24 protein-coding genes are annotated in these 23763 nt (G+C 59.3%); 14 read left to right on the forward strand and 10 right to left on the reverse strand.

Annotated elements, in window-relative coordinates; all coding sequences use genetic code 11:
- The first annotated feature begins 20 nt into the window (after positions 1-20).
- The 5 genes from BS300_RS04970 to BS300_RS04990 are packed head-to-tail and all read left to right on the forward strand — an operon-like array spanning position 21 to position 3548.
- Positions 21-986: an MBL fold metallo-hydrolase gene (locus BS300_RS04970; RefSeq protein ID WP_071911165.1), complete on the forward strand. Its 966-nt coding sequence runs from the start codon at positions 21-23 to the stop codon at positions 984-986.
- Positions 979-1311, forward strand: a complete 333-nt coding sequence (locus tag BS300_RS04975) for a hypothetical protein (protein WP_071911167.1) — start codon at positions 979-981, stop codon at positions 1309-1311. The genes BS300_RS04970 and BS300_RS04975 overlap by 8 nt, the downstream gene beginning before the upstream one ends.
- Positions 1299-2156 (forward strand): DUF692 domain-containing protein, encoded by an 858-nt coding sequence (locus BS300_RS04980; RefSeq protein ID WP_071911169.1) that lies wholly within the window; start codon positions 1299-1301, stop codon positions 2154-2156. Before BS300_RS04975 ends, BS300_RS04980 begins: the two co-directional genes overlap by 13 nt.
- On the forward strand, positions 2149-2943 hold the full coding sequence (locus BS300_RS04985) for a putative DNA-binding domain-containing protein (RefSeq protein WP_071911171.1): 795 nt from the start codon (positions 2149-2151) through the stop codon (positions 2941-2943). The genes BS300_RS04980 and BS300_RS04985 overlap by 8 nt, the downstream gene beginning before the upstream one ends.
- Complete coding sequence (locus tag BS300_RS04990; RefSeq protein ID WP_064338242.1) at positions 2940-3548, forward strand: DoxX family protein; 609 nt, start codon at positions 2940-2942, stop codon at positions 3546-3548. Before BS300_RS04985 ends, BS300_RS04990 begins: the two co-directional genes overlap by 4 nt.
- Positions 3549-3648: 100 nt before the next feature.
- Here BS300_RS04990 and BS300_RS04995 read toward each other — a convergent pair whose 3' ends face one another.
- From BS300_RS04995 to BS300_RS05020, 6 genes are all read right to left on the reverse strand, one after another.
- On the reverse strand, positions 3649-4320 hold the full coding sequence (locus BS300_RS04995; protein ID WP_071911173.1) for an NAD(P)H-dependent oxidoreductase: 672 nt from the start codon (positions 4318-4320) through the stop codon (positions 3649-3651).
- A 143-nt stretch (positions 4321-4463) separates the two neighbouring features.
- Positions 4464-5642: an MFS transporter gene (locus tag BS300_RS05000; protein ID WP_071911175.1), complete on the reverse strand. Its 1179-nt coding sequence runs from the start codon at positions 5640-5642 to the stop codon at positions 4464-4466.
- 505 nt (positions 5643-6147) lie between these two features.
- Positions 6148-6951 (reverse strand): 2,5-didehydrogluconate reductase DkgB, encoded by an 804-nt coding sequence (dkgB, locus tag BS300_RS05005; RefSeq protein WP_071911177.1) that lies wholly within the window; start codon positions 6949-6951, stop codon positions 6148-6150.
- Positions 6952-6997: 46 nt separating this feature from the next.
- Entirely contained in the window at positions 6998-7294 is a 297-nt protein-coding gene (locus tag BS300_RS05010; RefSeq protein WP_071911181.1) for a putative quinol monooxygenase, read from the reverse strand.
- Between the two features lie 136 nt (positions 7295-7430).
- Positions 7431-7793: a VOC family protein gene (locus BS300_RS05015; RefSeq protein ID WP_071911184.1), complete on the reverse strand. Its 363-nt coding sequence runs from the start codon at positions 7791-7793 to the stop codon at positions 7431-7433.
- A gap of 365 nt (positions 7794-8158) precedes the next feature.
- The gene (locus BS300_RS05020) at positions 8159-8551 is read right to left on the reverse strand and encodes a DUF6404 family protein (protein WP_071911186.1); all 393 of its coding nucleotides are present in this window, start codon (positions 8549-8551) and stop codon (positions 8159-8161) included.
- A gap of 193 nt (positions 8552-8744) precedes the next feature.
- On the opposite strand from BS300_RS05020, the gene BS300_RS05025 reads away from it, so the two are divergent.
- On the forward strand, positions 8745-9647 hold the full coding sequence (locus tag BS300_RS05025; protein WP_041208521.1) for a LysR substrate-binding domain-containing protein: 903 nt from the start codon (positions 8745-8747) through the stop codon (positions 9645-9647).
- A gap of 80 nt (positions 9648-9727) precedes the next feature.
- Here the strand turns inward: BS300_RS05025 and BS300_RS05030 are convergent, their stop codons facing one another.
- From BS300_RS05030 to BS300_RS05045, 4 genes are all read right to left on the reverse strand, one after another.
- Positions 9728-9946: a hypothetical protein gene (locus BS300_RS05030; protein ID WP_043849457.1), complete on the reverse strand. Its 219-nt coding sequence runs from the start codon at positions 9944-9946 to the stop codon at positions 9728-9730.
- A gap of 184 nt (positions 9947-10130) precedes the next feature.
- Positions 10131-12107 carry a methyl-accepting chemotaxis protein gene (locus tag BS300_RS05035; RefSeq protein ID WP_071911188.1) on the reverse strand — a complete coding sequence of 659 codons (1977 nt, stop codon included), beginning with the start codon at positions 12105-12107 and terminating at the stop codon, positions 10131-10133.
- Between the two features lie 197 nt (positions 12108-12304).
- Positions 12305-13807 carry a glycerol kinase GlpK gene (gene glpK / locus BS300_RS05040; protein ID WP_033112913.1) on the reverse strand — a complete coding sequence of 501 codons (1503 nt, stop codon included), beginning with the start codon at positions 13805-13807 and terminating at the stop codon, positions 12305-12307.
- 54 nt (positions 13808-13861) lie between these two features.
- Entirely contained in the window at positions 13862-14710 is an 849-nt protein-coding gene (locus BS300_RS05045) for an MIP/aquaporin family protein (RefSeq protein ID WP_033112912.1), read from the reverse strand.
- Between the two features lie 490 nt (positions 14711-15200).
- On the opposite strand from BS300_RS05045, the gene glpT reads away from it, so the two are divergent.
- The 8 genes from glpT to BS300_RS05085 all read left to right on the forward strand — a co-directional run bounded on the left by glpT (position 15201) and on the right by BS300_RS05085 (position 23753).
- Positions 15201-16556, forward strand: coding sequence for a glycerol-3-phosphate transporter (glpT, locus tag BS300_RS05050; RefSeq protein ID WP_071911189.1), 1356 nt, complete (start codon positions 15201-15203; stop codon positions 16554-16556).
- 102 nt (positions 16557-16658) lie between these two features.
- A complete protein-coding gene (locus BS300_RS05055; protein ID WP_033112910.1) occupies positions 16659-17417 on the forward strand; it encodes a DeoR/GlpR family transcriptional regulator in 759 nt (252 codons plus the stop codon).
- 294 nt (positions 17418-17711) lie between these two features.
- Positions 17712-19199 carry a glycerol-3-phosphate dehydrogenase gene (glpD, locus tag BS300_RS05060; protein ID WP_071911190.1) on the forward strand — a complete coding sequence of 496 codons (1488 nt, stop codon included), beginning with the start codon at positions 17712-17714 and terminating at the stop codon, positions 19197-19199.
- Between the two features lie 95 nt (positions 19200-19294).
- Positions 19295-20383 (forward strand): glycerophosphodiester phosphodiesterase, encoded by a 1089-nt coding sequence (gene glpQ, locus BS300_RS05065; protein WP_071911191.1) that lies wholly within the window; start codon positions 19295-19297, stop codon positions 20381-20383.
- A gap of 219 nt (positions 20384-20602) precedes the next feature.
- Positions 20603-21085 carry a serine protease inhibitor ecotin gene (eco, locus tag BS300_RS05070; RefSeq protein WP_033112907.1) on the forward strand — a complete coding sequence of 161 codons (483 nt, stop codon included), beginning with the start codon at positions 20603-20605 and terminating at the stop codon, positions 21083-21085.
- Between the two features lie 299 nt (positions 21086-21384).
- A complete protein-coding gene (locus BS300_RS05075; protein WP_033112906.1) occupies positions 21385-21756 on the forward strand; it encodes a DUF413 domain-containing protein in 372 nt (123 codons plus the stop codon).
- Positions 21756-22628, forward strand: coding sequence for an HTH-type transcriptional regulator HdfR (gene hdfR, locus BS300_RS05080; RefSeq protein WP_071911193.1), 873 nt, complete (start codon positions 21756-21758; stop codon positions 22626-22628). The genes BS300_RS05075 and hdfR overlap by 1 nt, the downstream gene beginning before the upstream one ends.
- A gap of 183 nt (positions 22629-22811) precedes the next feature.
- Positions 22812-23753, forward strand: a complete 942-nt coding sequence (locus BS300_RS05085) for a hypothetical protein (protein ID WP_071911194.1) — start codon at positions 22812-22814, stop codon at positions 23751-23753.
- The last annotated feature ends 10 nt before the right edge of the window (positions 23754-23763 follow it).

Genomic DNA, 23763 nt, shown 5'->3' on the forward strand with positions numbered 1-23763 from the left:
TCAACCGACAGGTAATCAATATGAAACAGACATTGAAAGCGGTGGCGCTGGCCATCGGCTGCGCCCTTGCCGCCGCGCCGGCGGGTGCCGCCAGCCAGGGCGTACAACTGACGCCACTGGACAAGAACTTCACCCTGCAGGTGCTCGGTAGCGGCGGCCCCATCTCCGACGATCAGCGCGCCTCCTCCAGCGAGGTGATCTGGTGGAAGGGGAAATCCCGCATCCTGATCGATGCCGGTGGCGGCGTCTACCTGCGCTTCGGTCAGGCGGGGGCCAAGCTCGAAGAGGTCGATTTTATCGGCATCACCCACTTTCACACCGACCATGTGACCGACCTGCCCGCCCTGCTCAAGGGGGCCTACTTCTTCGAGCGCAGTGACCCGCTGGATCTGGCGGGGCCCGAGGCGGGTTCGGCCTTCCCCAGCATGAGCGGCTACTTTGACGCCCTCTTCAACAAGGAGAAGGGGGCCTATGCCTACCTGAGCGGCTTCAAGGATGGCACCGATGGTCTCTTTCCCATCACCCTGATTGATGTCCCCTATCGGGGGCCAAAACCCCACACCGTCTATCAGCAGGATGGGCTGACCATCACTGCGCTCGGCATCCCCCACGGGGACGTGCCCTGTCTGGCCTACCGGATCCAGAGCGCCGAAGGGAGCATCGTCATCTCGGCGGATCAGAACGGTTCCAACCCCGCTTTCCTCGATTTTGCCCGGGGCGCCGACATTCTGGTGATGCCGCTCGCCATCCACGAAGGGGCCGATCCGGTCTCCGCCTCGCTTCATGCCAAGCCATCTGTGGTGGCAAAAATTGCCGCCGAGGTGAACCCCAAGTTGCTGGTGCTCAACCACTGGATGGGGTTGGGGCTGAGCCGCAAGAGCGAGGCGCTCGACATCGTCAAGTCGCAGTTCCGCGGTCAGGTGATTGCCGCCCGCGATCTCTCCAGCTACCCCGTTTCATCCGTCAAGGAGTTCACTCATGAGTAACCCAAGCAGCAACAAGACCAACAAACTGACCCTCTCCATCGCCATGACCAGCCTGATTGCCCTGACCCCGGGGCTGGCGCTGGCGGCCACCCCGAGCGATGCGCCGGTGAAAGCCGCCCCCAGCGAACAGCACGGCGGCAAGTGTGCGGCGGGCAAGTGCGGCACCGAGAAGCGCTTTGAAAAGCAAGCGCTCGACAGTGACCCACAGGGGCGGCTGGTACGCGCCCGCGATGGCAAGTGCGGCGTGGCGGGCGAGGGGATTGATGACGACAGATCCGGTTCCAACAACGGCAGCAAGATGACGGAGGGGGTATGCGGCCAATAAGCTCCCGCAGTCGGGGGATCGGGCTGCGGCAGGAGCATCTGGATGCGCTCTGCTCCGGCCCTATCCGCCCCGGCATCGATTTTCTCGAGCTGGCGCCGGAGAACTGGATGGCCATCGGCGGCGCCAGGCGGGCGCAGTTGCATCAGCTGGCCGAGCGGTACCCGCTGGTGGCACACGGCCTCAGCCTCTCCCTCGGCGATTGTCAGCCCCTCAACCGAACCCTGCTCAGCCAGATCCGCACCTTTCTGGATGAGTTCGGCATCGATATCTACAGCGAGCATTTGAGCTTTTCCCGCGACCAGCAGGGTTATCTCTACGAACTGCTGCCGGTGCCGCGCCAGTGGGAGAACATCCCCTATCTGGCCGAGCGGATCGCGCAGGTGCAGGAGGCGCTGGCCCGCCCGCTGGTGCTGGAAAATATCTCCTACTACCACGGCTATGACCACGAGATGCCGGAGGAGGATTTTCTCGCCGAGCTGGTGGCGCGCAGCGGCTGCGAGCTGCTGCTCGATATCAACAACGTCTTTGTGAACAGCCGCAACCACGGTTACTGCCCCAAGCGGATGATCGCCGGGCTGCCGGGCAGTGCGATCCGCTATTTCCATATCGCCGGTCATCTGGAAGAGGCGGACGGCACCTTGCTGGATACCCATGGTCGTCCGGTCTGTGAGGAGGTGGTGGCGCTGGCCCGTTATACGGTGCAGACCCACGGCCTGCGCCCCCTGCTGCTGGAGCGGGATCACCATCTGCCACCGCTGGCAGAGCTGGAGGCCGAGCTGGCGCGGGTGCATGGCGCCTGTTGCGAGGCGATCGACCATCAGGTGCGGGAGGTGCGCTATGGATAGACGGTTATCTCTTATTACATCGCCCAAAACGGCCCCGCAGCGGATGCAGCAGCAGACCGCCTGGCTGGCGAGCCGGGTGCGGCTGCCGCAGGATGGCATCGCCAGCCACTATGCCCGCAGCGTGCGCGCCAACGTGGAGTCGGTGCTGGAGAGCGCTTTTCCGCTCACCCACGCTCACTGGGCGCCGGTGGACAGAGGGCAGCTGGTGGAGGGGTTTGTCATCGCGCACGGCGCCGTGGCCCCCGAGTTTCACCATATCGCCACCGAGTTTGTCCGCTATGTGCAGCATCGCCACGGCGAGGGCTCTCTCAACTGGCCCAGGCAGCGGCTGGCGCTGCTGGAGTATGAGTGGGCCTGCCTCTGTGTCGAGATTGATGAAGGGGTAGTGCCGCAAGTGTTGCCGGGGGAGGAGGTAACGGCGGAGAGTTCGTTTGTGCTCAATCCCACCCTGCAACTGCTTGAGCTCCCCTTTGCCATCCGTCGCAGCGGCGTAGTGCCGACCCAGCAGGGCAACCACTTCTATGGCCTGTTTCGCAGCCCGGAGCATCAGGTGGTGACCCAACGGTTGCGCGAATGGGATGTGGCGTTGATCCAGCTGCTGCAACAGCAGCCGGGGATCACCCAAGCCGCGTTCCAGCAACAGGTGCAACAGGTTCGCAGCGACTTTGATCTGATCAAGTGGGCACGCCATTTTTACCGGCTGGGTCTGCTGACCTTGTCCGTTGGCGAGCGCCAGACCGGCGCGCCCTTGCCCCCATTTAACAAACACCAAGGAGAATTTCCATGAACAACACCCTGATCCAGTGGTACGAGCGGGCGGTGGCCCAGTGCAAGCGGCTCGATTTTCTGGCCCTGCTGGCTATTCGCCTCTATCTCATTCCGGTCATCTATGTGGGGGCCCACTCCAAGGTGATGGGCTTTGCCGGCACCGTCGCCTGGTTTGGCGCACCGGTCTCGGAAGGGGGGCTCAACTTGCCGTTCCCGACCCTGCTCGCCTTTCTGGCGGCGGGCACCGAGGTGCTGGGCTGCATCTGCATCGCCCTTGGCCTCTTTACCCGCATCATGGCCATTCCCACCATCTTCCTGATGAGCGTGGCGAGCGCTATGGTGCACTGGAAGCACGGCTGGGACGCCATCGCCACCGGCAGCATGGAGGCCACCTTGCGCCTCAACGGCTTTATCGAGTGGCTGGCCGCCAATTTCCCCGGTCGCTACAACTACATCACCGAGCTCGGGGATCCTGTGATGCTCAACAACGGGATGGAGTTTGCCGCTACCTACTTCGTGATGCTGCTGGTGCTGCTGGTTTACGGCGGGGGCCGCTACGTCAGCCTCGACTACTGGCTCAAGCGGGCGGTGACCGGCAAAGCAGGCGTGCAACAGGCGGCATAAGGCTTGCCCACGGATAACAAAAACCATAACGACAGAGCGTGAAAAACAGCGAGCGGCCGGGGGCCGCTCGCTGTTTTTGTGCTTTGGGGGGCGTCAGCTACTACTGGTAGCGGCCGACCGCGATGGGGGACTCCAGCTCAATCTGGCCAAGGCGCTCGGCCCACTGGGCGAGCCAGGCTTCCCGCTCTTCTTGCGAGACCCGCACCGGGGCATAGCAGATATGGGGGCGCAGCACGTCAAAGCCGACAAATTGCAGGATCCCGCGCTGGATGGGGCGCAGCACCCCGTCGATATCGCCGTTGAAGCCATCGGGCAGATAGGTCTCGGCAGGGCCGCCGGTGGTCAGGCTCAGCAGTGCCCGCTTGCCGCGAAACTTGCCGCTCTCGTAGATATGGCCCTGACCGTAGACCCGTCCCATGGCAAAGACTCTATCCACCCACCCCTTGAGGATGGCGGGCAGGCCAAACCACCAGAGCGGAAACTGGAAGATCAGCAGATCGGCCGCCTCCAGCTTTTGCATCTCCTGCTCTAGCTGCGGGGCAAAGCTGCCCTGCGCGGTGGCAGCCAGCTCTTCAAGCTGCAGCTTGAGAAAGTCGGGATCGTTGGCGATGGTGAAGTTGCGTCGATCCGAGACGGGCTCAAAGCCTATAGCATAGAGATCGCTGGTCATCACGGTGTGGCCCGCCTGCTCCAGCGCCCTGATGGCGTGGCAGAAGAGGGCTCCGCTGAAACTTTTGGGTTCGGGATGGGCATAGACAATAAGCACCTTCATAACAGACTCCGTGGCAAATGATGCGAGGGTGACAGGCTTGGTTGCTGAAACAGTTGCCGGGTTGACGCTGTGTCACAGCATAGAAGCCTGCCGCACCGATTGCAGCAGGCGCCACGCCCTTGCGTGACGCCTGCTGGCGCAGCTTATGCCTGACAGGCGGCGAGCCGGAGGGTTTCGCGGCGCTCGCTGACATGGGTTAGCCCGTAGGCCAGCAGCACGATAAGGGCGCCGATCCAGGGGGTGTGCATCAGGCCGAGGTGCTCTACCACCAAGCCACCGACTACGGAGCCGAGCGCAATGCCGACGTTGAAGGCGGCGATATTGAGGCCCGATGCCACATCCACCGCCTTGGGGGTGTGCAGTTCGGCCTGCTTCACCACCAGTACTTGCAGACCCGGCACGTTGCCGAAGGCAAAGGCGCCCCACACCAGCACGGTGAGCACCGCCAGCACCGGGTGCGGCGCGGTGAAGGTCAGGGCCAGCAGCACCAGCGCCAGACCGGCAAACAGCAGCTTGAGGGCGGGCAGGGGGCCCATCTTGTCGGCCAGCTTGCCGCCCCAGATATTGCCGACGGCGACCGATACCCCGTACACCAGCAGGATCAGGCTCACCGAACCGGCGCTAAAGCCGCTCACCTGCTGCAGGATCGGGGCGAGGAAAGTAAAGGCCGTGAAGGCGCCGCCATAACCGAGGGCGGTTTTGGCGTAGACCAGCAGCAGCGGCTTGTTGGTCAGTACCGAGAGTTGCTCGCGGATGGTCGAGGCTGCCCCCTTGGGCAGGTTGTTCGGGATCAGCAGCAGGCTGCCCACCATGGCGACGAGGCCGAGCAGGCTTACCGCCAGAAAAGTTTCACGCCAGCCAAAGACCTGACCAATCCAGGTGCCGAGCGGTACGCCGGTCACCAGCGCCACAGTCAGGCCGCTGAACATGATGGCGATGGCGCTCGCAGCCTTCTCTTTGGCTACAAGACCTGTGGCGATGGTGCTGCCCACCGAGAAGAAGACCCCGTGGGCCAATCCGGTGAGGATGCGGGCCACGATCAGGCTCTCGTAACCCGGGGCCTGCCAGGCGAGCAGGTTGCCGGCGGTAAAGAGTGCCATCAGCCCTACCAGCAACCACTTGCGCGGCACCTTGCCGGTGAGCGCCGTGAGCACGGGGGCGCCGATGGCTACGCCAAGGGCATAGAGGCTGACCAACAGGCCCGCCGAGGGGAGCGAGACATTGAGCTGCTCGGCTATGGTGGGGATAAGCCCCACAATCACAAATTCGGTGGTGCCGATCGCAAAGGCACTTAAGGTAAGGGCAAATAACGCCAGTGGCATAACAACTCCTTGGTTAGGGACTCCCGACGGGAGAATGGCGCCAGTATGCCTAGGCGGTTTGTTGGCAAAAATGATAGTGACAGCAAATTACTTTTGCCAAATCAGCAGCAATGGCGATGAGTCGGAGGGGAATGGGAGAGACAAACGTTGCCGCAAAGAGGGGGAAGAGATATGAGAGCGAAATGACTGGAGAGCAGAGACAAAGCGTGCTGAGCGAGTAGGGTACAAAGAGGAAACGAGGACGGGGGAAATGGAAGGCGACAGGGTTGGCTGAACCTGCTGTGCGTGCGGGAGTGAGTAGAGTGAGATTAAAGGGCAGAAAAGCGGGAGGCATGATACCTCCCGATTTTGCTGAACAATGTCGCTGAGCGTTATTGGCTCCCTTCTCCCCTTGCGGGAGAAGGGTTGGGGATGAGGGTGAGGGGATAGCTCGTGGTTGCAATAGGCTCGTGAGGGTTGCCGGTACTCGCCGTCGAAGCGAGAGAGCCTATGTATCTTTTTCTGTTTAATCCCAATCCGGCGCAAAGTCCGGGTTGGCGCAGCGTTCGCCCCGCTCCAGGGTAGCGATGGCGGCCATCTCCTCGGCGGTGAGCTTAACCTTGAGGGCTGCAAGGTTAGCGGCGAGATTCTCCCGCTTGGTGGAGCTCGGGATCACAGTCATCTCCTGCGCCAGCAGCCAGGCCAGCGACACTTGGGCCGCCGAGACGCCGTGGCGCTGGCCGATCTCCATCAGCAGCGGCTCGGTGAGCACCTTGCCATAGGCGAGCGGCATATAGGCGGTGATGGCGATACCGTGGGCTTTGCAGAACTCCACCACCTTGCGGTTTTGCAGCAGGGGGTGGATCTCCACCTGCTGGTGAGCGATGGCGCCCGGCCCCAAAATCTCGATGGCCTGTTTGAGTTGGGCCACCGTGAAGTTGGAGACCCCGATCTCGCGGGTCAGGCCCCAGGCTTTAGCCTCGGCCAGCTGCTCCAGATAGACAGCCATCGGCACTTCATCCTTGGGGGAGGGCCAGTGGATCAGCGCCAGATCCAGATAGTCGGTGCCCAGTTTTTCAAGGCTCACCTCAAGGCTCGGGATCACCTTGCCCGGGCCAAATTCGCTGGTCCACACCTTGGTGGTCAGATAGATATCCTGGCGGGGCACGCCGCTCTCGCTCATCAGCTGGCCCACTTCGGCTTCGTTGGCGTAGATCTGGGCGGTGTCGATATGGCGGTAGCCAAGTTCCAGCCCCAGCAACAGAGAGTCGCGCAGGGGTTGGCCGGTCAGGCGAAAGGTTCCAAGACCCAGGTTGGGCATCTTCATCATGCTACTCCTCAAACGGGTTGCAAAGGGCGCTCAGTGGCGCGGCGGATCAGGCGTCCAGCGGCTGATAGCGGCGAATAGTGCTGCTGGCAAACCAGGGCTCGGCCTTGGCGACAAACTCGGTAAAGTGGGGCTGGCCCTGATGGGTGGTAAGGGCCGCTTCGCTCTCCCACACCTCGTAGAGCATCCAGCTGTGGGGATTGTCCAAGTCCTGATGCAGCTGGTAGCGCTGGCAGCCAGCCTCCTGCAAGGTGGCCGCAATCAGCGGCTCAAGGGCGGCACGAAACTGGGCGGCATATTCGGGTCTGGCTTCAAGCTGGGCAATCACAATCACGGGTGATGACATCTGAACCTCCTTGGCAAAAACGAAGGGTCAGTATGCCTGCCGTGACTTGCCGGAAACAGGGTTAATGGCGCAGCAGTGAATTGAGAGAGGCACAGCAATCGGGGGCCGTGGCCCCCTATTATCAGGTGCTGGCTTATCAGGCGCCGGCGGGTTCCGACCAGACGGCAAACTCATTGCCGCTGGGCTCAACGAAGTGGAAACGACGGCCACCGGGAAAATCGAAAAGAGGGCGGTTGATGGTGCCTCCGTGTTGGCTCACCTTGGCTTGGGTCGCTTCAATATCTGCGCTGTAGAAGACCAGCAGGGCGCCGCCCTGAGCTGTCAGGTTACACTGATCCGCCCGATAGAAGCCGCCATCCAGCCCCTCATCGGCAAAGGCGCAGTAGTCGGGGCCGTAATCGACAAACTTCCAGCTAAATACGGCCTGAAAGAATGCCTTGGTCGCGGCGAGATCTCGCGCAGCAAACTCCACATAGTTCAGTTTTTCATGAGCTTTCATAAAGTTATGCTCCCTGCTGATGTATTGGGCATGATGGCAGAGATAGCTGCACCAGCCTACTGACACCTCTTGCGTTTTTTCTGGTCTGCTTCTCAAGAGAGCGCAGCCACGATATGTGGCTTGAGCAACAAGGCTGCGGATGTGCTGAAGGGAATAAAAAAAATCAGTGGGACCGGATCCTTGCTGCGTTGGAAGGTTCGCCAACTGCAGTTGTGGTGGCGAATTATACGGTAGCCGAGCAGTAGACTATGGATGAAAACAGTCAGAGTAAAAATGACGATAGATTCCAGCAATTGAAGACTCCATTCATGTAAAAGGTGGGTTGTACAGGTATGGATTCGTCATGTCTAGACCCGTATGGGGATTCATTTTCGCTCAGCTTGTTCTTGTAACCGTTGGTGTGGTTTTTGTTCCAGTTGCTCCCACGGGGTCAGTTTAAGCTGCTTGCGCCGTAGCCAGAGCCAAGATGCCATGGTAAAGCCGAAGAATCCCGCAAACAGGGTTGTGTGGCGCAGGGCAAATAGCAGATCCATCGCCATGGGTTGCCAGCTGAAAAACCACATCGCCATGCCCCAGGCAAGACCAATGCCGACCCCGAATACCAGAACGTTGGTCAGCCAGCCCTCATAGTGAGGTGGTTTGACGGGATAACCAAATCTGCGCAGCAGCCTGCACAAAGGGGGATTGTAGTTGGCATGCCATACTCCTTTGTTTGCCAGCTCCTGATGGGCTGCTGCCAGCCGCTCTTCAAATGTCATCGTGTTCGTCCTTGTTTTCATTAGGGTTCATACGAATCAATACGGTCCCATTCTACCGGCAAACACCGAGCAGAGTTTGAGCTGGCCATCACGTTATCTCTCGGTTGTGGCAGCCCGAATACATCAGGCAACGCTTGCCAATACAGAGCGGCTACGCCTATAAAGGCCCATTACTCTTGTCCGGATAACAGCAATGAAGACCCATTCTGATGAACTGACCCTGTTTGTGGCGGTGGTGGAGGCGGGCAGTTTTCGCCAGGCGGCTGAGAACCTCGGTATGGACAACTCGGTGGTGAGCCGCGGCATCAAACGGTTGGAGGAGAAGCTTGCCACCGTTTTGCTCAATCGCACCACGAGGCGGGTCAGTCTGACCGAGGAGGGGAGCTGGTTCTATCAGCGGGCAGTGAAGATCCTGACCGAGATGAGCGAGGCGGAGGGGCTGCTGCTGATGCGCCGCGAACAGCCGGAGGGGATATTGCGGGTCGATGCGGCCACGCCTTTTATTCTGCATCGGCTGGTGCCCATTATCGGCGAGTTTCGTCGTCGTTATCCGGCCATCGAGCTGCAACTGCACAGCTCGGAGGGCTTTATCAATTTGATGGAGCGGCGGGTAGACATGGCCATCCGTATCGGCGAGCTGAGCGACTCCTCTTTGCGCGCGCTGCCCCTGGGCCGCTCTCGGCTGCGGCTGCTGGCCTCTCCCGGCTATTTGAGCGAGCGTGGCACCCCGCGCCAGCCGGCAGATCTGCTGAACGGCCACGAGCTGCTCGGCTTTTTGCATCCCGATCACCTCAACCACTGGCCGCTATTGAGTGCCGAGCAGGGGGATCGCTTCCCCATCACTCCCAGCCTGCGTGCAAGCAGTGGGGAAACCTTGCGTCAGCTGGCGCTGGCGGGGCAAGGGATCGTCTGTCTGTCGGACTTTATGACCGGGCCAGATCGGGCGAGCGGGGCGCTGGTGGAGGTGCTGGCACGCAGCAACAGCGGCGCCTCGCGTCCCATCAATGCGGTATTTTACTCCGATGCCCAGCGCGATATCCGGCTGCGGGTCTGGCTCGATTTTCTGAAAGAGCAGCTTGGCAGCCATACCCTCTAGCCGATGAATGGCATTTATGGCCGGATAGACAAACGGCCGACATAGGGTCGGCCGTTTTGCGGGAAGGTGGGGGGAGCGGTTTAGCGCGGCAGCTTGCCAAAGACCCGGCTAAGCAGGGCGCCGCCGATGACGGGGGGAACGGCCAGCAGCAGGGTCCACTGCCATGAGAGCCCGCCCAGGGTAGCGGCCAGAACGATGGTGGTCAGGACCACCAGTTGGGCGACCATCATCAGAAAGGTGCCTTCGCGGGGGGTCAGTGCATTCTCTTCTTGGGCGGTGCGGGTGCTGGTCGGTTTCATGATCTCATTCCTCTTATTGAGCCTGATATCACTAAGCAACCGCCGTTCCATCTTTTTTAATGTTAATAATCAATAGGTTGTGTTTTTTATCGTTATTCCTGTTATGAGAGCGCTAGCAAAATGATTCGCAAAATGAAAACGCCACCTTGCGGTGGCGTTTTCATTTGGATGAGAGGCTGGCAGGTCAACGAATGCGGTATTGACGGATCTGCTCATCAATCGCTTTTGCCAGCTCGAACAGCTCGCGACTGGCGGCATTGCTCTCCTCTGCATGCTCGCGCTGATGCTCAGCCACCATGGCCAGTTCGTCGAGGGCGGCCTTGGCCTGCCCCATCTGCTGATGCTGGGATTGGGCCAATGCACTTATCTCGTTGATCTCGAGTGCCGCCTGATTGATCTGGCTGGTGGCATCGATCAGTACCTCCTTGGCCTGACTCATCCGGTTGTATCCCTCTTCGCTCAAGGTGCGCGAGTCGGTCATCGAGTTGCTGGCCTGGCGGGTACCCTCCTGCAGGCGCAGGATCAGATCCTGTACATCCTTGGTCGCTGTCTGTGTTCGCACTGCCAGCTGGCGCACCTCGTCGGCCACCACGGCAAAACCACGCCCCATGTCGCCTGCCCGGGCCGCTTCGATGGCGGCGTTAAGAGCCAGCAGGTTGGTCTGGTTCGAGACGTCGCGAATGAGGTTCATGATCTGGGTAATGTCGTTGCTGTCCTTGACCACTTCGTCGAGCAGGGTAGAGGAGGTGCTGATGCTGCTGCGCAGCGTCTCAAGCCGGTTGGCACTCTGGGTGACATCCTGCTCGATGGTGCGCATATGGCCGGCGATATGGTGGGTCACCTCGTTGACCCCCATGGAGCGGCTGGCTATCTGTTCGGCATTATCCCCGATGAGAGCGACCACGTTGGTCAGCTCCTGAATGCTCTGTGCTTGCTGGCACGCTTCACCCGCCAGCGCTTGCGCTTGATGCAGTGACTGGGAGGATTGGGCCGACAGGGCACTGCCCGATTGCTGGAAGCGGTAGAAGCTCTGGTTCAGGCTCTGGATCAGCCGGTTGAAGCTCTGGGCCATCAACCCGAGCTCCGACTCGTCCGAGAAATCGAGGCGGGTTGCCAGATCCCGGTCAGCAGTGATGTGGTGCATGCCATCGGCGGCTTGGCGAATGGGGCGGCTGATGGAGTGGGCGAGCCAAGCCGACGCCAGCATCGCTAGGGTGCCGATAGCGAGCGAGACCATGATGATGAGCTGGCGGGATTCATGCAGTCCCTCCTCCAGCTCAGCGCCGTTGATCTCGCCGATCAGCACGCGGTTGAGCGCCGGTATGTAACGCACCGCGATAAGGTAGGTTTCACCATTCTGCGAAAGGGATTGGACGGCAACCTGTTCATGGGCGTTGGGAATGAGCTGTTTTACGGTGTCGAGAAACGCAGCCTGATGGTGGGCCGCGCCCTCCTGCTCCTGATCAGGGTGGATTTCGATGGAGCCATTCATGTCGGCCAGATAGACCTGACCGCTCTTGCCGATCCGGTAGCTGCTGATGAGCTTGCGCAGTGAATTCATATTGATGGAAGTGCCCGCCACCGCCAGCGTCTTGCCTTCGGCCGTGACCGCGGTGTTGATATAGAGCGAGGCACGCTTGTCAAAGTCCGAGATATCGAGGTTCAGCTCGTAGGGGTGCTTACGTTTGAGAAAGCCATAGAACCAGTCATCTTTCAGATCTGACTCATGCAGCTGTTTCTGGGCAGTGGGGCCGCCGCTGAAGTTGATCAGGGTATTGGTCTGGAGCGGCGCGATAAAGACATTGCCGCCAATGCGCTGCTGCAGTGCCTGAAAGTAGTGCTCCATCTTGGGCCACTCTGCTGCCGGCATGCCCTGAGCCAGCCAGTCGATGACGAAGCTGTTGCTGGCCAGTGCCTGTGCTTCGGTCAAGTGGTGGGTCAGCTCGGCAGTGAGCTGGTTGGCGATACGATCCACGCTGCTTGGCAGCTCATAGCGCTCGACCCGCTGCTGCGCCTGAGTGTGGGAGATCTGTTCCAGGATCAGGGTGATACAACTGATGGCGATGACCATCAGTATGGCGACACCGGAGAGGATGCGGGTTCTGATCCCGAGTCCTGACCAGAGGAAGTTAAGTGAAAATCGGTTTATCGCTCTGTCCATAATCCCTAGCTCCTGTAAAAAACAGGTCGCAGATGCGACCCAGAAGCAAATTATAGATAAACAACTCAATTAAGTTGTGCCGAGTGCATAAGTGAATATCGACAGGGGATGGAGAGGGGAGATAGAGGTAAAAAGAGAGGCCGACATTGCTGTCGGCCTCTCACGTTTTTCATCTCAAGGCTGTGTCGGTGACCCGATCACTCCTCTTCTGCCCAGCGGCGTGAACGCTCGACCGCTTTCTTCCAACCGCTGTAGCGTTTGGCACGATCGTCGCGGTCCATCTGCGGGATGAACTCGCGGTCCACGCTGAACTTGTCTTCCAGCTCGTCCGAGCTTTTCCAGAAGCCGACGGCCAGACCTGCCAGGAAGGCGGCGCCCATGGCGGTGGTCTCGATACGGGTCGGGCGTACCACCGGGGTGTGCATCATGTCGGACTGGAACTGCATCAGGAAGTCGTTGGCCACAGCGCCGCCGTCTACTTTCAGGGCTGCCAGCTTGATGCCGGAGTCCTGCTGCATCGCATCCAGCACATCGCGGCTCTGATAGGCGATGGATTCCAGCGCGGCACGGATGATGTGGTTGCGGTTGGCGCCGCGGGTCAGACCGACCATGGTGCCGCGTGCATACGGATCCCAGTAGGGAGCGCCCAGACCGACGAAGGCCGGTACCAGATAGACGCCGTTGGTATCGCCAACCTTGGAGGCGAAGTAGTCGGTGTCGCGGGCATCGTGAATGATCTTGAGCTCGTCACGCAGCCACTGGATGGTAGCGCCGCCCATAAACACCGCACCTTCCAGCGCGTAGTTCACTTCCCCTTTCGGGCCGATGGCGACTGTGGTCAGCAGGCCGTTACTGGAGCGAACCGGCTCGGTACCTGTGTTCATCAGCATGAAGCAGCCAGTGCCGTAGGTGTTCTTGGCCATCCCTTTTTCGAAGCAGAGCTGGCCGAACAGGGCAGACTGCTGGTCACCGGCGATACCGGCGATAGGGATGCGGGAGCCGCCGCCACGGGTGGTGTAGCCATACACCTCGGAAGAGGGTTTCACTTCCGGCAGCATGGACATGGGGATGCCCAGCTCGTCCAGCATGCGCTGATCCCACTTCAGGTCGCGGATGTTGTAGAGCATGGTACGGGAGGCGTTGGTCGGGTCGGTGACGTGCACTTCACCGTTGGTCATCTTCCAGACCAGCCAGGTGTCGATGGTGCCGAACAGCAGTTCGCCGTTCATCGCCTTTTCACGGGCACCTTCGACGTTGTCGAGGATCCACTTCACCTTGGTACCGGAGAAGTAGGCGTCCAGCACCAGACCGGTGTTTTCACGCACGTACTCTTCCAGACCGCGCGCTTTCAGCTCTTCACAGATGGCCGCAGTACGGCGGCACTGCCAGACGATGGCGTTGTAGATGGGTTTGCCGGTGGCCTTTTCCCACACGACAGTGGTTTCACGCTGGTTGGTGATACCGATGGCGGCGATCTCTTCGCTGCGAAGGCCAGTCTTGGCCAGCACTTCGGTGAAGACGGAGGATTGGGTTGCCCAGATCTCCATCGGGTCGTGCTCTACCCAGCCCGCTTTCGGGTAGTGTTGGGTGAATTCGCGCTGGGAGGTGCCAACGATATTGGCATCCTGATCAAAGACGATGGCGCGGGAAGAGGTAGTACCCTGGTCCAGAGCGACGACATATTTCTTTTCAGCAGACATGATGTTCTCCACGTTTTTATTTTCCACGTTTTTACACGTTGGGGAGGGGCGCTCTTAGGCGGCGGCCTCTTCTTTGGCGGTTTGGGCAGCTTGCTCGGTGGCGGCAACACGGTTGCCAGGTACACAGGGAGCCAGCACTTTGACATAGAGGGCAGTACCAATCTGGGCACCGACGATGGGGCCAAGGATGGGGACCCAGAAGTAGGGGTTGTCACGGCCACCGGTCATGGCCACATCACCCCAGCCGGCCAGGAAGGCGAACAGTTTGGGGCCAAAATCACGAGCCGGGTTCATGGCAAAACCGGTTAACGGGCCGAGGGAGGCACCGATCACGGCGATCAGGATACCGATCAGCAATGCGGCGGCAAAGCCTTTGGGGGCACCGTTGTTGTTGTCACCCAGCGCCATGATGCCCAGCATCAGGACAGCGGTGATCACCAGCTCGACGGTGAAGGCTTGCAGGTTGGAGATGGCGCCATTGGGATAGGTAGAGAAGATCCCGGCGGTGCCGAGGCTCTCGACGCTGCCGCGCACCACGTTGTGGGTCACTTCCCACTGGGTGAACAGGTTGCTATAGAGGAAGTAGACCAGCGCGGCGAAGCAGAAGGCGCCGGCGATCTGGGCGATGATGTAGGGTACGACTTTGCGCTTGTCAAAACCGGCGAAGGTCATCAACGCCAGGGTAACGGCCGGGTTGAGGTGGGCACCCGAAATACCGCCGGTCACATAGATCGCGATGGCAACGCCCAGACCCCAGGTAATGGAAATTTCCCACTGCCCGAAGTTGGCTCCCGCCAGTACCAGTGCGGCGACACATCCGACGCCGAAGAAGATCAGCAGGCCGGTTCCGATAAACTCGGCGATGCACTCGCCAAGCAGGGTATTGGGTCTTTGTATGCTCATAAGTATTCCTTAGGTATCCACCCGTAGAGGTTTGATGTTCCGTTTTATCTTTATTGTGGCTATCCATTGCGACCGAAAACGTTTCCTTGTTCTTTATTCTTCTTGCGCAAACGTTATGTTCGTTTTCGCTCGTTCTCGGACGTGAGAGAAAATAAACCTTCCCATAAATTTCACCATCCCCCCGCCATGGGAAATGTGGACAAGATCCCACTCATTGCTAAGAAAATGTGACGTAAAGCAATATGTAATCTCCATAATACCCCCTATGGGGTAGTCGCTAACCCTTGCTGTACAAGGGATGACGCTTGATGAGTGTTTTCTCATTTGGAGCTTTTTTTGTAATAAAACTGCAATATTTGAGCATGCATCACAGAACTTATGAGCGCATATGAGCACAATTGGCTCGCTTACGAATCAATGGACTCACCTGATTCGTCTGACTGTTCAAGGGCACCCTCAACAGCCCATAACAACAATAAGGAAGCAGAACATGCTTAGTCTCTTCAGGCCTGCGGCGCACATCGACAGGCTCCCGGCCGACAAGGTCGACCCCTTCTACAAACGCATGCGTTGGCAAGTGTTCTTCGGGATCTTCTTCGGTTACGCCGGCTACTATCTGGTGCGGAAAAACTTCAGTCTGGCCATGCCCTACCTGGTCGAGCAGGGTTTTTCCCGCGGAGATCTCGGCTTTGCCCTCTCCGGGGTGTCCATCGCCTATGGTCTCTCCAAGTTCCTGATGGGGAACGTCTCTGACCGCTCCAACGCCCGTTACTTCCTCTCTGCCGGCCTGCTGCTGTCAGCTGCGCTGATGTTCATGATGGGTACCATGCACTGGGCCACCTCCAGCATCGGCATCATGTTCGTGCTCTTGTTCCTGAACGGCTGGGCACAAGGCATGGGCTGGCCGCCCTGCGGTCGCACCATGGTGCACTGGTGGTCACAGAAAGAGCGGGGCGAAGTGGTCTCGGTCTGGAACGTGGCCCACAACGTGGGTGGCGGCATGATTGGTCCGCTGTTCATTCTCGGGATGGGCTGGTTCAACGACTGGCGCAGTGCCTTCTATGTCCCGGCAGCCGCTGCGGCGGCCATCGCGGTGATCGCCTTCTTCGTAATGCGCGATACCCCGCAATCGGTCGGCCTGCCTCCTATCGAAGAGTACAAGAACGATTTTCCCAAGGATTACAACGAGAGCCACGAGCAGGAGTTTTCCGCCAAGGAGATCTTCGTCAAGTACGTGCTGCACAATAAACTGCTGTGGTACATCGCCATTGCCAACGCCTTCGTTTACCTCATTCGTTACGGTGTGCTGGACTGGGCGCCGACCTACCTGAAAGAGGCCAAGGATTTTAGCGTCGACAAATCCTCCTGGGCTTACTTCCTCTATGAGTGGGCTGGTATTCCGGGCACCCTGCTGTGCGGCTGGATCTCTGACAAGATGTTCCAGGGCCGCCGTGCGCCGGCCGGTATCCTGTTCATGGTGCTGGTAACCCTGTTCGTGCTGGTCTACTGGCTCAACCCGGCTGGCAACCCGACCGTCGACATGCTGGCACTGGTGGCCATCGGCTTCCTCATCTATGGCCCTGTCATGCTGATTGGCCTCTATGCCCTTGAGCTGGCACCGAAGAAGGCGGCCGGTACTGCGGCTGGTTTCACCGGTCTGTTTGGTTATCTGGGTGGCGCCGTGGCGGCCAACGCCATGCTGGGCTACACCGTTGACCACTTCGGTTGGGACGGCGGCTTTATGGTGCTGACCGTATCCTGCGTGCTCTCCATTATCCTGCTGGCGATGACCCTCAAGCACGAGAACCTCGCCGTGGCAGCCAGAGCCGAGGTTCATAAGGCATAAAACGTGATCCTCAGCTTATTGATCCCCAAGGGGATCGGGTAAACTGCCAAAAGGCCCCGCACCTGCCGGGGCCTTTTTTCGTCTCATCATCGGAGTGCAAGCGTGAAGCAAACCCAACGACATCTGGAGATCCTGGACGTCCTGACGCGGCAGGGATTTGTCTCGACCGACGATCTGGTGACCCATTTTGATGTCAGTCCCCAGACCATTCGCCGGGATCTGAACGATCTCGCCGAGCAGAACAAGATCCGGCGCCATCATGGCGGTGCCTCCCTGCATTCGAGTACCGTCAATACCGCCTACAGCGCCCGTAAAGTGATGCAGCTCAAGGAGAAAGAGCGTATCGCTCGCGAGGTAGCTGCCAATATTCCCGATGGTTCGTCCCTCTTTATCGATATTGGCACCACTACCGAAGCCATTGCCCGCGCCCTGCTTGATCACCGCGAGCTGCGCATTGTCACCAACAACCTCAACGTGGCCAGCATTCTGACTGCCAAGGATGACTTCACTGTCATCATCGCCGGTGGCGAGATCCGCAACCGGGATGGCGGCATCGTGGGGGAGGCAACCCGCGACTTTATCGGCCAGTTCCGCATGGACTATGGCGTCATCGGCATTTCGGGCATCGACAACGACGGCTCCCTGCTCGATTTCGACTATCACGAGGTGAAGATTGCCCAGGCCATCATCGCCCACTCCCGCCAGGTCTTTCTGGCCGCTGACCACACCAAGTTTGGTCGCAACGCCATGGTCAACCTCGGCAACATCAATCAGGTTCACGCGCTCTTTACCGATCAGGAGCCGCCCGAGAAGTTGACAAGGTTGATGGCCCAGCATCAGGTTGCCTGCCATATCTGCTGATATAGCGCCTGTGTTGTGGAGTTCAGGTCGCCCTGTCGGGCGGCCTCCCTTTCGTTATTCCCCCCCTTTGGGGTATTGCCTTCCTGCTCTTCTCCCCTTTGTTTTTTGAATGTCATTGCCATGGTATTGGCAACCCCTCCTTTCATTGCCCAACGCGAAGCGCCAAGCCTGTTTGGCTGCACATTGTGATCACACTTTTACAACTAAATGTTCGTTTGATGTTTTTTTATGTTCTAAAATGAGCGAAATCAAACATTGCTGTTATAGCAATCATAAAAATGAAAGTAGGTGAACATGAGCGAACATTATGATCTGGTCGTCGTTGGTGGCGGCATCAACGGGGTAGGCATTGCAGCTGATGCGGCAGGACGGGGTTTGAAAGTAGCCCTGTTCGAGGCGCAGGATCTCGCCTCAGCCACCTCTTCCAACTCCAGCAAGCTGATCCACGGTGGTCTGCGCTATCTCGAACATTACGAATTCCGGTTGGTGAAAGAGGCGCTGGCGGAGCGGGAGGTGCTGCTCGGCATGGCGCCCCATATCGCCCGCCCGATGCGTTTTCGTCTGCCGCACCGCCCGCATCTGCGTCCGGCCTGGATGATCCGCGCTGGCCTCTTCCTTTATGACAATCTGGCCAAGCGCGACAAGCTCAAGGGCAGCTGTGGCGTGCGCTTCCTGCCGCAAGATGGCCTCACCGCCGGTATCAACAAGGGGTTCGAGTATTCGGACGCCTGGGTCGACGATGCCCGGCTGGTGGTGCTCAATGCCATGATGGCGCGCGACAAGGGTGCCGACGTGCAAACCCGCACCAGCTGCGTCAAGGCGGAGCGCGGCTCAAAGCACTGGACCTTGACTCTGGAGCGGGAAGGGGGCGAGCAGTTCAATGTCACCTGCCGCGGTCTGGTCAATGCGGCCGGCCCCTGGGTCAAGACCTTCTATGACGAGAGCCTGCACGAGAAATCCCCGCGCGGCATTCGCCTTATTAAAGGCAGCCACATGATAGTGCCGCGCATCCATGAGCGCGAAGAGGCCTACATCCTGCAAAACGAGGACAACCGCATCGTCTTCGTTATCCCTTATCAGCAGGACTACTCCCTCATCGGCACTACGGATGTGGAGCACAAGGGCAGTCCGCGCGAGGCGAAGATCAGCGACGCCGAGATCAACTACCTGTGCAAGGTGGTCAACGCCCACTTCACCCGCCAGATCGCCCCCAAAGACGTGATCTGGACCTATGCCGGGGTGCGCCCGCTGTGCGACGACGAATCCGACTCGCCACAGGCGGTGACCCGCGACTATACCCTCGAACTTTCCGGTGAATCCGATGGTGCGCCGCTGCTCTCGGTATTTGGTGGCAAGCTCACTACTTACCGCAAGCTGGCGCAGGCTGCCTGCAACAAGCTCAAACCCTGGTTCAGCCAGATGGGGGATGACTGGACCGCCAGCAGCCGGCTGCCCGGTGGCGAGTTCGACTGCTCGGTTCGCGAGCTGGCACGCGCCTTTGCGCTGGAGTTTGACTGGCTCGATGATCGCAGCGCCCTGCGTATCGCCGAAGCCTATGGCGCCCATGCCCGGCTCTGGCTCAAGGAGCCCCGTGGCCAGCACTTTGGTGCCGGACTATACGAATCTGAGGTGCGCTACCTTATCGAGCGGGAGTGGGCCTGCACTCTGGAAGATATCCTCTGGCGTCGCAGCAAGCTGGGGCTGCGCCTGTCCGATTCCGAGCAACAGCAACTGGGTGAGTGGCTGGCACACCATCACCACTGCCTGCGCAAAGCAAGCTGAGTCCTCTGAAGGGCGGCCCTGCGTCGCCCTTCCCATAACTGCAATAAACCTCTGATATAACAACTACCTACACACAATAATAAAGAGTGTCACATATGAAAAAACTCACCGTCTCCCTCATTGCGCTAAGCCTTGGGGCATCCCTCTCATTACCTGTTCTGGCCGTCGATGAAGGCAAGATAGTGATTGCTCACCGGGGCGCTTCCGGCTACCTGCCCGAGCACACCCTGGAGTCCAAGGCATTGGCCTACGGCATGGGTGCCGATTATCTGGAGCAGGATCTGGTGATGACCAAGGATGACCAGCTGGTAGTGATGCACGATCACTTCCTCGATGGCATCACCGATGTGGCCGAGCGCTTCCCCGGCCGGGCTCGCCCGGATGGGCGCTACTATGTGGTGGATTTCACCCTGGACGAGGTGCGCTCCCTGCGCATGACCGAGCCGTTCCAGCTGGTGGATGGCAAGCAGGTGCCTGTCTATCCGGCGCGCTTCCCGCTGTGGAAGTCCAGCTTCAAGATCCACACCTTCCAGGAAGAGATCGAGATGATCCAGGGGCTCAACAAGAGCACCGGCAAGAACATCGGTATCTACCCGGAGATAAAAGCGCCCTGGCTGTTCCGCCACGAGGGCAAGGACATCTCCAAGGCGGTACTCAAGGTATTGAAGCAGTACGGCTACACCAGCAAGAACGACAAGGTCTATCTGCAGTGTTTCGATACCAACGAGCTCAAGCGCATCAACAGCGAGCTGATGCCGGCCATGGGCATGGATCTCAAACTAGTGCAGCTGATGGCCGAGACCGACTGGAACGAGACCATGGTCTATGACGCCAAGGGCAAGGCAACCCCCTACAGCTATGACTGGATGTTCAAGCCGGGCGCCATGAAGGAGATCGCCAGCTACGCCGAGGGGATCGGCCCGTGGAAGCCGATGATAGTGCCGGAGCCGGGCACCCTGGGCAAACCGACCTTCACCGGCATGGTAAAAGAGGCCCACGCGGCCGGCCTCAAGGTGCATCCTTACACCTTCCGTCAGGATGATGGACAGATCCCGGCCTATGCCAAGGACTTTACCGATCTGCTCAACATCTTCCTCTATCAGGCGGATGTGGACGGGGTGTTCAGTGACTTCCCCGACAAGGCGGTTGCCGTTATCCAAGCCCATGAAGGGACACGGAAATAGTTGGCAAAGTGCCATTTGAATTCAGAGCGGGGCCAGATGGCCTCGCTTTTTATTTAGCGGGAGCCGCAAGGGAGTGTGCGCGGTGTCAGAAAATAGCCAAATCACGTCATCGCGTGCCGGATCTGCATCATTTTACGTACTTTTTACGTTGCAGAGCGCTGGCATGAAATCGGCAGAGCGGTTAGTCTAGCGGCGTTGAACCAACCCCAAGAGGTACAGATGAAAACCGTATTGCGTTTTAGCCTGCTGGGCGCCTTGTTGCTGGGTGGCCATGCCTTCGCCGCCGAGCCGAAAAAATTTGATATCAGCATGTTCCCAGCCGCTGACGTGAATCAGGAACGTGTGGTGATCCGCCTGCCTGAAGTCGAGAACGAAGCCGACATGATGGTCGAGCTGCAGGTCGGCAAGAAGATGATGGTTGACTGCAACGTGCCGCGTTTTGCGGGCAACCTGGAACAGCACAGCGTCAAGGGCTGGGGCTACAACTATCTGCAACTGGGTCAGGTCTCCGACCCCATCAGCACTCTGATGGCTTGCCCGGATGGTCAGAAGAAAGAGACCTTCGTCCAGATCTATGGTCAGGGTTTCTTCGTGAACTACAACTCCAAGCTGCCGTTCGTGATCTATGTGCCGCAGGAGTACGAAGTACGCTACCGTTTGTGGCGTGCCGACAACCTGGCACAGCCGGCCATGATCGAGTAACGATCTTTGCACCAAAAGTTCAGCTGGTTCACCTGACGAAACAAATAAAGCGCCGTATGGCGCTTTATTTTTTGCCCGATTTATCTGAAAACAGCCCAGCTATGTTTACGAAATTTTACATAAGCCTGTTATTTATCAACGATTTTTGTGTGCTTACCCGCAAAATTGGTCCTGTCTGACGGATAATGCAGCTTCGATGAAAGATATTTATTAACATAGTAAGAAAATTGATTTTGCACTCGGCGATGGCCTGATGATACTTGCCCGCAAAGGTCAAACTAACCAGAAAAAAGAGCATTATGAGCTTCGAATCAGACAAGCGTTTCAACGACTTCAAACATTTTCCCCGTGGCCTGCGTCGCAGTGGCGAATTCACTGTGGCCGAAGCGGATAGTCTGGAAAAATACGGCACCGCCATGCTGTCACTCTATCAGGGCACCCTTGCCCCCCGTGACGATGTAGAGGCAGCCTTCATCGAGCAGGTTAAATCCGGTGCTGCCGGTGCCAACCCCCACGCCAAGGTATGGTTCAAGTACCTCAAGGTGATCGGGCCCAAGCGTGTTCACCGTCTCTGCACCGTCGTTGGCGGCGCCAGCGAAGAGAGCAGCGGTGGCGGCAGCTTTGATGTCGGCGGTGGCAGCGGCGGTGGCAGTGACGAGTCCATCGATTAATGGATACCGAGCTGCTTCGGACCTTTATCGAGGTGAGCAAGACCCGGCACTTTGGCCGGGCTGCTGAAAATCTCTATCTGACCCAGTCGGCGGTGAGTTTCAGGATCCGCCAGCTTGAACAGCAACTCGGGGTCAGTCTGTTTGCCCGTCATCGCAACAACATCCGTTTGACAGCCTCCGGTGAGCGTCTGCTGCCCTATGCAGACGCCATCCTCCATACCCTTGGTCGTGCCAAACAGGATGTGGCGCTCTCGCCAGGTTTCAGCCAGCAGCTGGCCATCGGTGCTCCCGCCGTCTTCTGGGAGCTCGATTTCAATGACTGGCTCAACCACATTTATGCGCTGGCGCCCGGCTTGGCTGTGCGGCTGGAAACGGCTTCCCGCGAGCACCTCTGCCGTCAGTTGCTGGAGCGCTCCCTCGATCTGGCCCTGCTCTCCGAGCCGACCAAGATCGACGAGATCGCCCTGCACCCCATCGGGGAGCTGGTGTTCGAGCTGGTGAGCCGGGATCCGGCGGCCAATGCCGACAACCTGATGCAGATGCCCCACATCCATCTCGACTGGGGCACCAGCTTCGAGCCGCAGCCGAGCAGGCTGCAGAGCCTGCAAAAGACCCCGGTGCTGCACTCCAGCTCTGCCAGCATGGCGCTGCAATTCGTGCTGGCCAACGGCGGTGCCGCCTATCTGCCGCGGCGCATGGTCAGCCCCTTCCTCGAGAAAGGGGCGTTGCATCTGGTAGAAGGGGGGCAGCCGCTGAGCCGTCCGCTCTATCTCGCCTATCTTGAGAAATCAGATCGCCGCGAACTGATCGATCAGCTGCTGATGCTGCCGCTCGGTTGGCACGACGCCGAACTGCGGCTCGCCGCCGAATAGCTTCTGCTTTATCTTCCGTTACAGCCCACCTCCCGGTGGGCTGTCTATTTCTGGCGCAAAGGCGGGGGAGAGGTCACGTAATTGACGCAGAAGGGTTGGCGTCATCTGCCGGTAATTGTACCTTTTCAGGCTCTTTGTCTGTCAGCCAGTTACAGGGATGCGATTTACAGGGATGAAGTGCACATGATCGACTTTAGTCACCCCGAATGGCGGGCGTTGGCGCAACAGCTGCTCGAGTGTTCGCCAGCGGTGATCCGGGGCCGGCAATGGCAACCGCTGATTGGTCTGCTCAAGGATAACCAGCTGCTGCTTGCCCACGGCAACCACAGCTATGAATTGACCCCGGCCGGGCGCCGCTATCTGACTCGCGAGCTGATGCTGGCGGAGATCGCCACGGCGCCGCCTGCGCCGGAGGAGTGGCTGCACGGACAGGGGTGGCAGCTGGGGGAGCTGGTCAATGAACGGGTGCTCGCCGCGCTCTATCGCAAGAGCGAGGTGAACTTCACCCCCAACGAACAGATCGACTTCGAAGACAAGGGGATCCGGCTCTGCGCCGATCAGTTGTTGCGCCTGCGCGCAGCCCAGCCGTTCAGCCTCTTTTTCAGCGGTGGCACCCTGCTCGATGCCGCTCCCTGGCTGCAGGTCCTCGGTGAGATAGCGCTCCCCGAGCGTACCCTGGCCAGCCTTGGCAAGATCCTGTGGGGGGAGGGGGAGCTGTTGCAGGTGATCACCACCGACAGCGTCGGTGCCTTTGCCGAGCTACAACTGCCTGCCGGTACTCTGCTGGTGTGCGCGCCCGCGACTGCCCAGCTGGCGCTGCAGCAGGTGATCGCTGCCCTGCCGCCCAATGTGCAGTGGAGCCACCTGACCTCGCTCGATCCCGCTGGGGTCGACAGGGTGGTGGCGCTGGCCCAGCGCTTGAGCCGTCCGCCGAGCTGGTGGCTGCCCAGAACACTGGTTCCCATTATTACCACCTACGCAACCCCGCTCGGGGAAGCTCGCCACTGGGAACCGAGCCGGATCCCCAAATCATTGTTGGCAATTTGTAACGGTTTGGTTGAGTCCAATGGTGCCTTATCGGCCGAGGTGTGCGCCCTTGCACCCGAGTGGCATGCCGTTGGTTGAAATCCCCGCC

Origin of the sequence: Aeromonas sp. SCS5, from assembly GCF_001887375.1 — a bacterium.
Taxonomy (GTDB): domain Bacteria; phylum Pseudomonadota; class Gammaproteobacteria; order Enterobacterales; family Aeromonadaceae; genus Aeromonas; species Aeromonas jandaei.

What these genes read in the sequence shown, in the direction of transcription:
- BS300_RS04980 (WP_071911169.1), top strand. Translation starts at nt 1,299, where the DNA reads ATGCGGCCAATAAGCTCCCGCAGTCGGGGGATCGGGCTGCGGCAGGAG.
- BS300_RS04970 (WP_071911165.1), top strand. Translation starts at nt 21, where the DNA reads ATGAAACAGACATTGAAAGCGGTGGCGCTGGCCATCGGCTGCGCCCTT.
- BS300_RS05000 (WP_071911175.1), bottom strand. Translation starts at nt 5,642, where the DNA reads ATGCCACTGGCGTTATTTGCCCTTACCTTAAGTGCCTTTGCGATCGGC.
- BS300_RS05025 (WP_041208521.1), top strand. Translation starts at nt 8,745, where the DNA reads ATGAAGACCCATTCTGATGAACTGACCCTGTTTGTGGCGGTGGTGGAG.
- BS300_RS05085 (WP_071911194.1), top strand. Translation starts at nt 22,812, where the DNA reads ATGATCGACTTTAGTCACCCCGAATGGCGGGCGTTGGCGCAACAGCTG.
- glpD (WP_071911190.1), top strand. Translation starts at nt 17,712, where the DNA reads ATGAGCGAACATTATGATCTGGTCGTCGTTGGTGGCGGCATCAACGGG.
- dkgB (WP_071911177.1), bottom strand. Translation starts at nt 6,951, where the DNA reads ATGATGAAGATGCCCAACCTGGGTCTTGGAACCTTTCGCCTGACCGGC.
- BS300_RS04975 (WP_071911167.1), top strand. Translation starts at nt 979, where the DNA reads ATGAGTAACCCAAGCAGCAACAAGACCAACAAACTGACCCTCTCCATC.
- BS300_RS05010 (WP_071911181.1), bottom strand. Translation starts at nt 7,294, where the DNA reads ATGTCATCACCCGTGATTGTGATTGCCCAGCTTGAAGCCAGACCCGAA.
- BS300_RS05045 (WP_033112912.1), bottom strand. Translation starts at nt 14,710, where the DNA reads ATGAGCATACAAAGACCCAATACCCTGCTTGGCGAGTGCATCGCCGAG.
- BS300_RS05030 (WP_043849457.1), bottom strand. Translation starts at nt 9,946, where the DNA reads ATGAAACCGACCAGCACCCGCACCGCCCAAGAAGAGAATGCACTGACC.
- BS300_RS04990 (WP_064338242.1), top strand. Translation starts at nt 2,940, where the DNA reads ATGAACAACACCCTGATCCAGTGGTACGAGCGGGCGGTGGCCCAGTGC.
- eco (WP_033112907.1), top strand. Translation starts at nt 20,603, where the DNA reads ATGAAAACCGTATTGCGTTTTAGCCTGCTGGGCGCCTTGTTGCTGGGT.
- glpK (WP_033112913.1), bottom strand. Translation starts at nt 13,807, where the DNA reads ATGTCTGCTGAAAAGAAATATGTCGTCGCTCTGGACCAGGGTACTACC.
- glpT (WP_071911189.1), top strand. Translation starts at nt 15,201, where the DNA reads ATGCTTAGTCTCTTCAGGCCTGCGGCGCACATCGACAGGCTCCCGGCC.
- BS300_RS04985 (WP_071911171.1), top strand. Translation starts at nt 2,149, where the DNA reads ATGGATAGACGGTTATCTCTTATTACATCGCCCAAAACGGCCCCGCAG.
- BS300_RS05035 (WP_071911188.1), bottom strand. Translation starts at nt 12,107, where the DNA reads ATGGACAGAGCGATAAACCGATTTTCACTTAACTTCCTCTGGTCAGGA.
- BS300_RS05075 (WP_033112906.1), top strand. Translation starts at nt 21,385, where the DNA reads ATGAGCTTCGAATCAGACAAGCGTTTCAACGACTTCAAACATTTTCCC.
- hdfR (WP_071911193.1), top strand. Translation starts at nt 21,756, where the DNA reads ATGGATACCGAGCTGCTTCGGACCTTTATCGAGGTGAGCAAGACCCGG.
- BS300_RS05020 (WP_071911186.1), bottom strand. Translation starts at nt 8,551, where the DNA reads ATGACATTTGAAGAGCGGCTGGCAGCAGCCCATCAGGAGCTGGCAAAC.
- glpQ (WP_071911191.1), top strand. Translation starts at nt 19,295, where the DNA reads ATGAAAAAACTCACCGTCTCCCTCATTGCGCTAAGCCTTGGGGCATCC.
- BS300_RS05015 (WP_071911184.1), bottom strand. Translation starts at nt 7,793, where the DNA reads ATGAAAGCTCATGAAAAACTGAACTATGTGGAGTTTGCTGCGCGAGAT.
- BS300_RS04995 (WP_071911173.1), bottom strand. Translation starts at nt 4,320, where the DNA reads ATGAAGGTGCTTATTGTCTATGCCCATCCCGAACCCAAAAGTTTCAGC.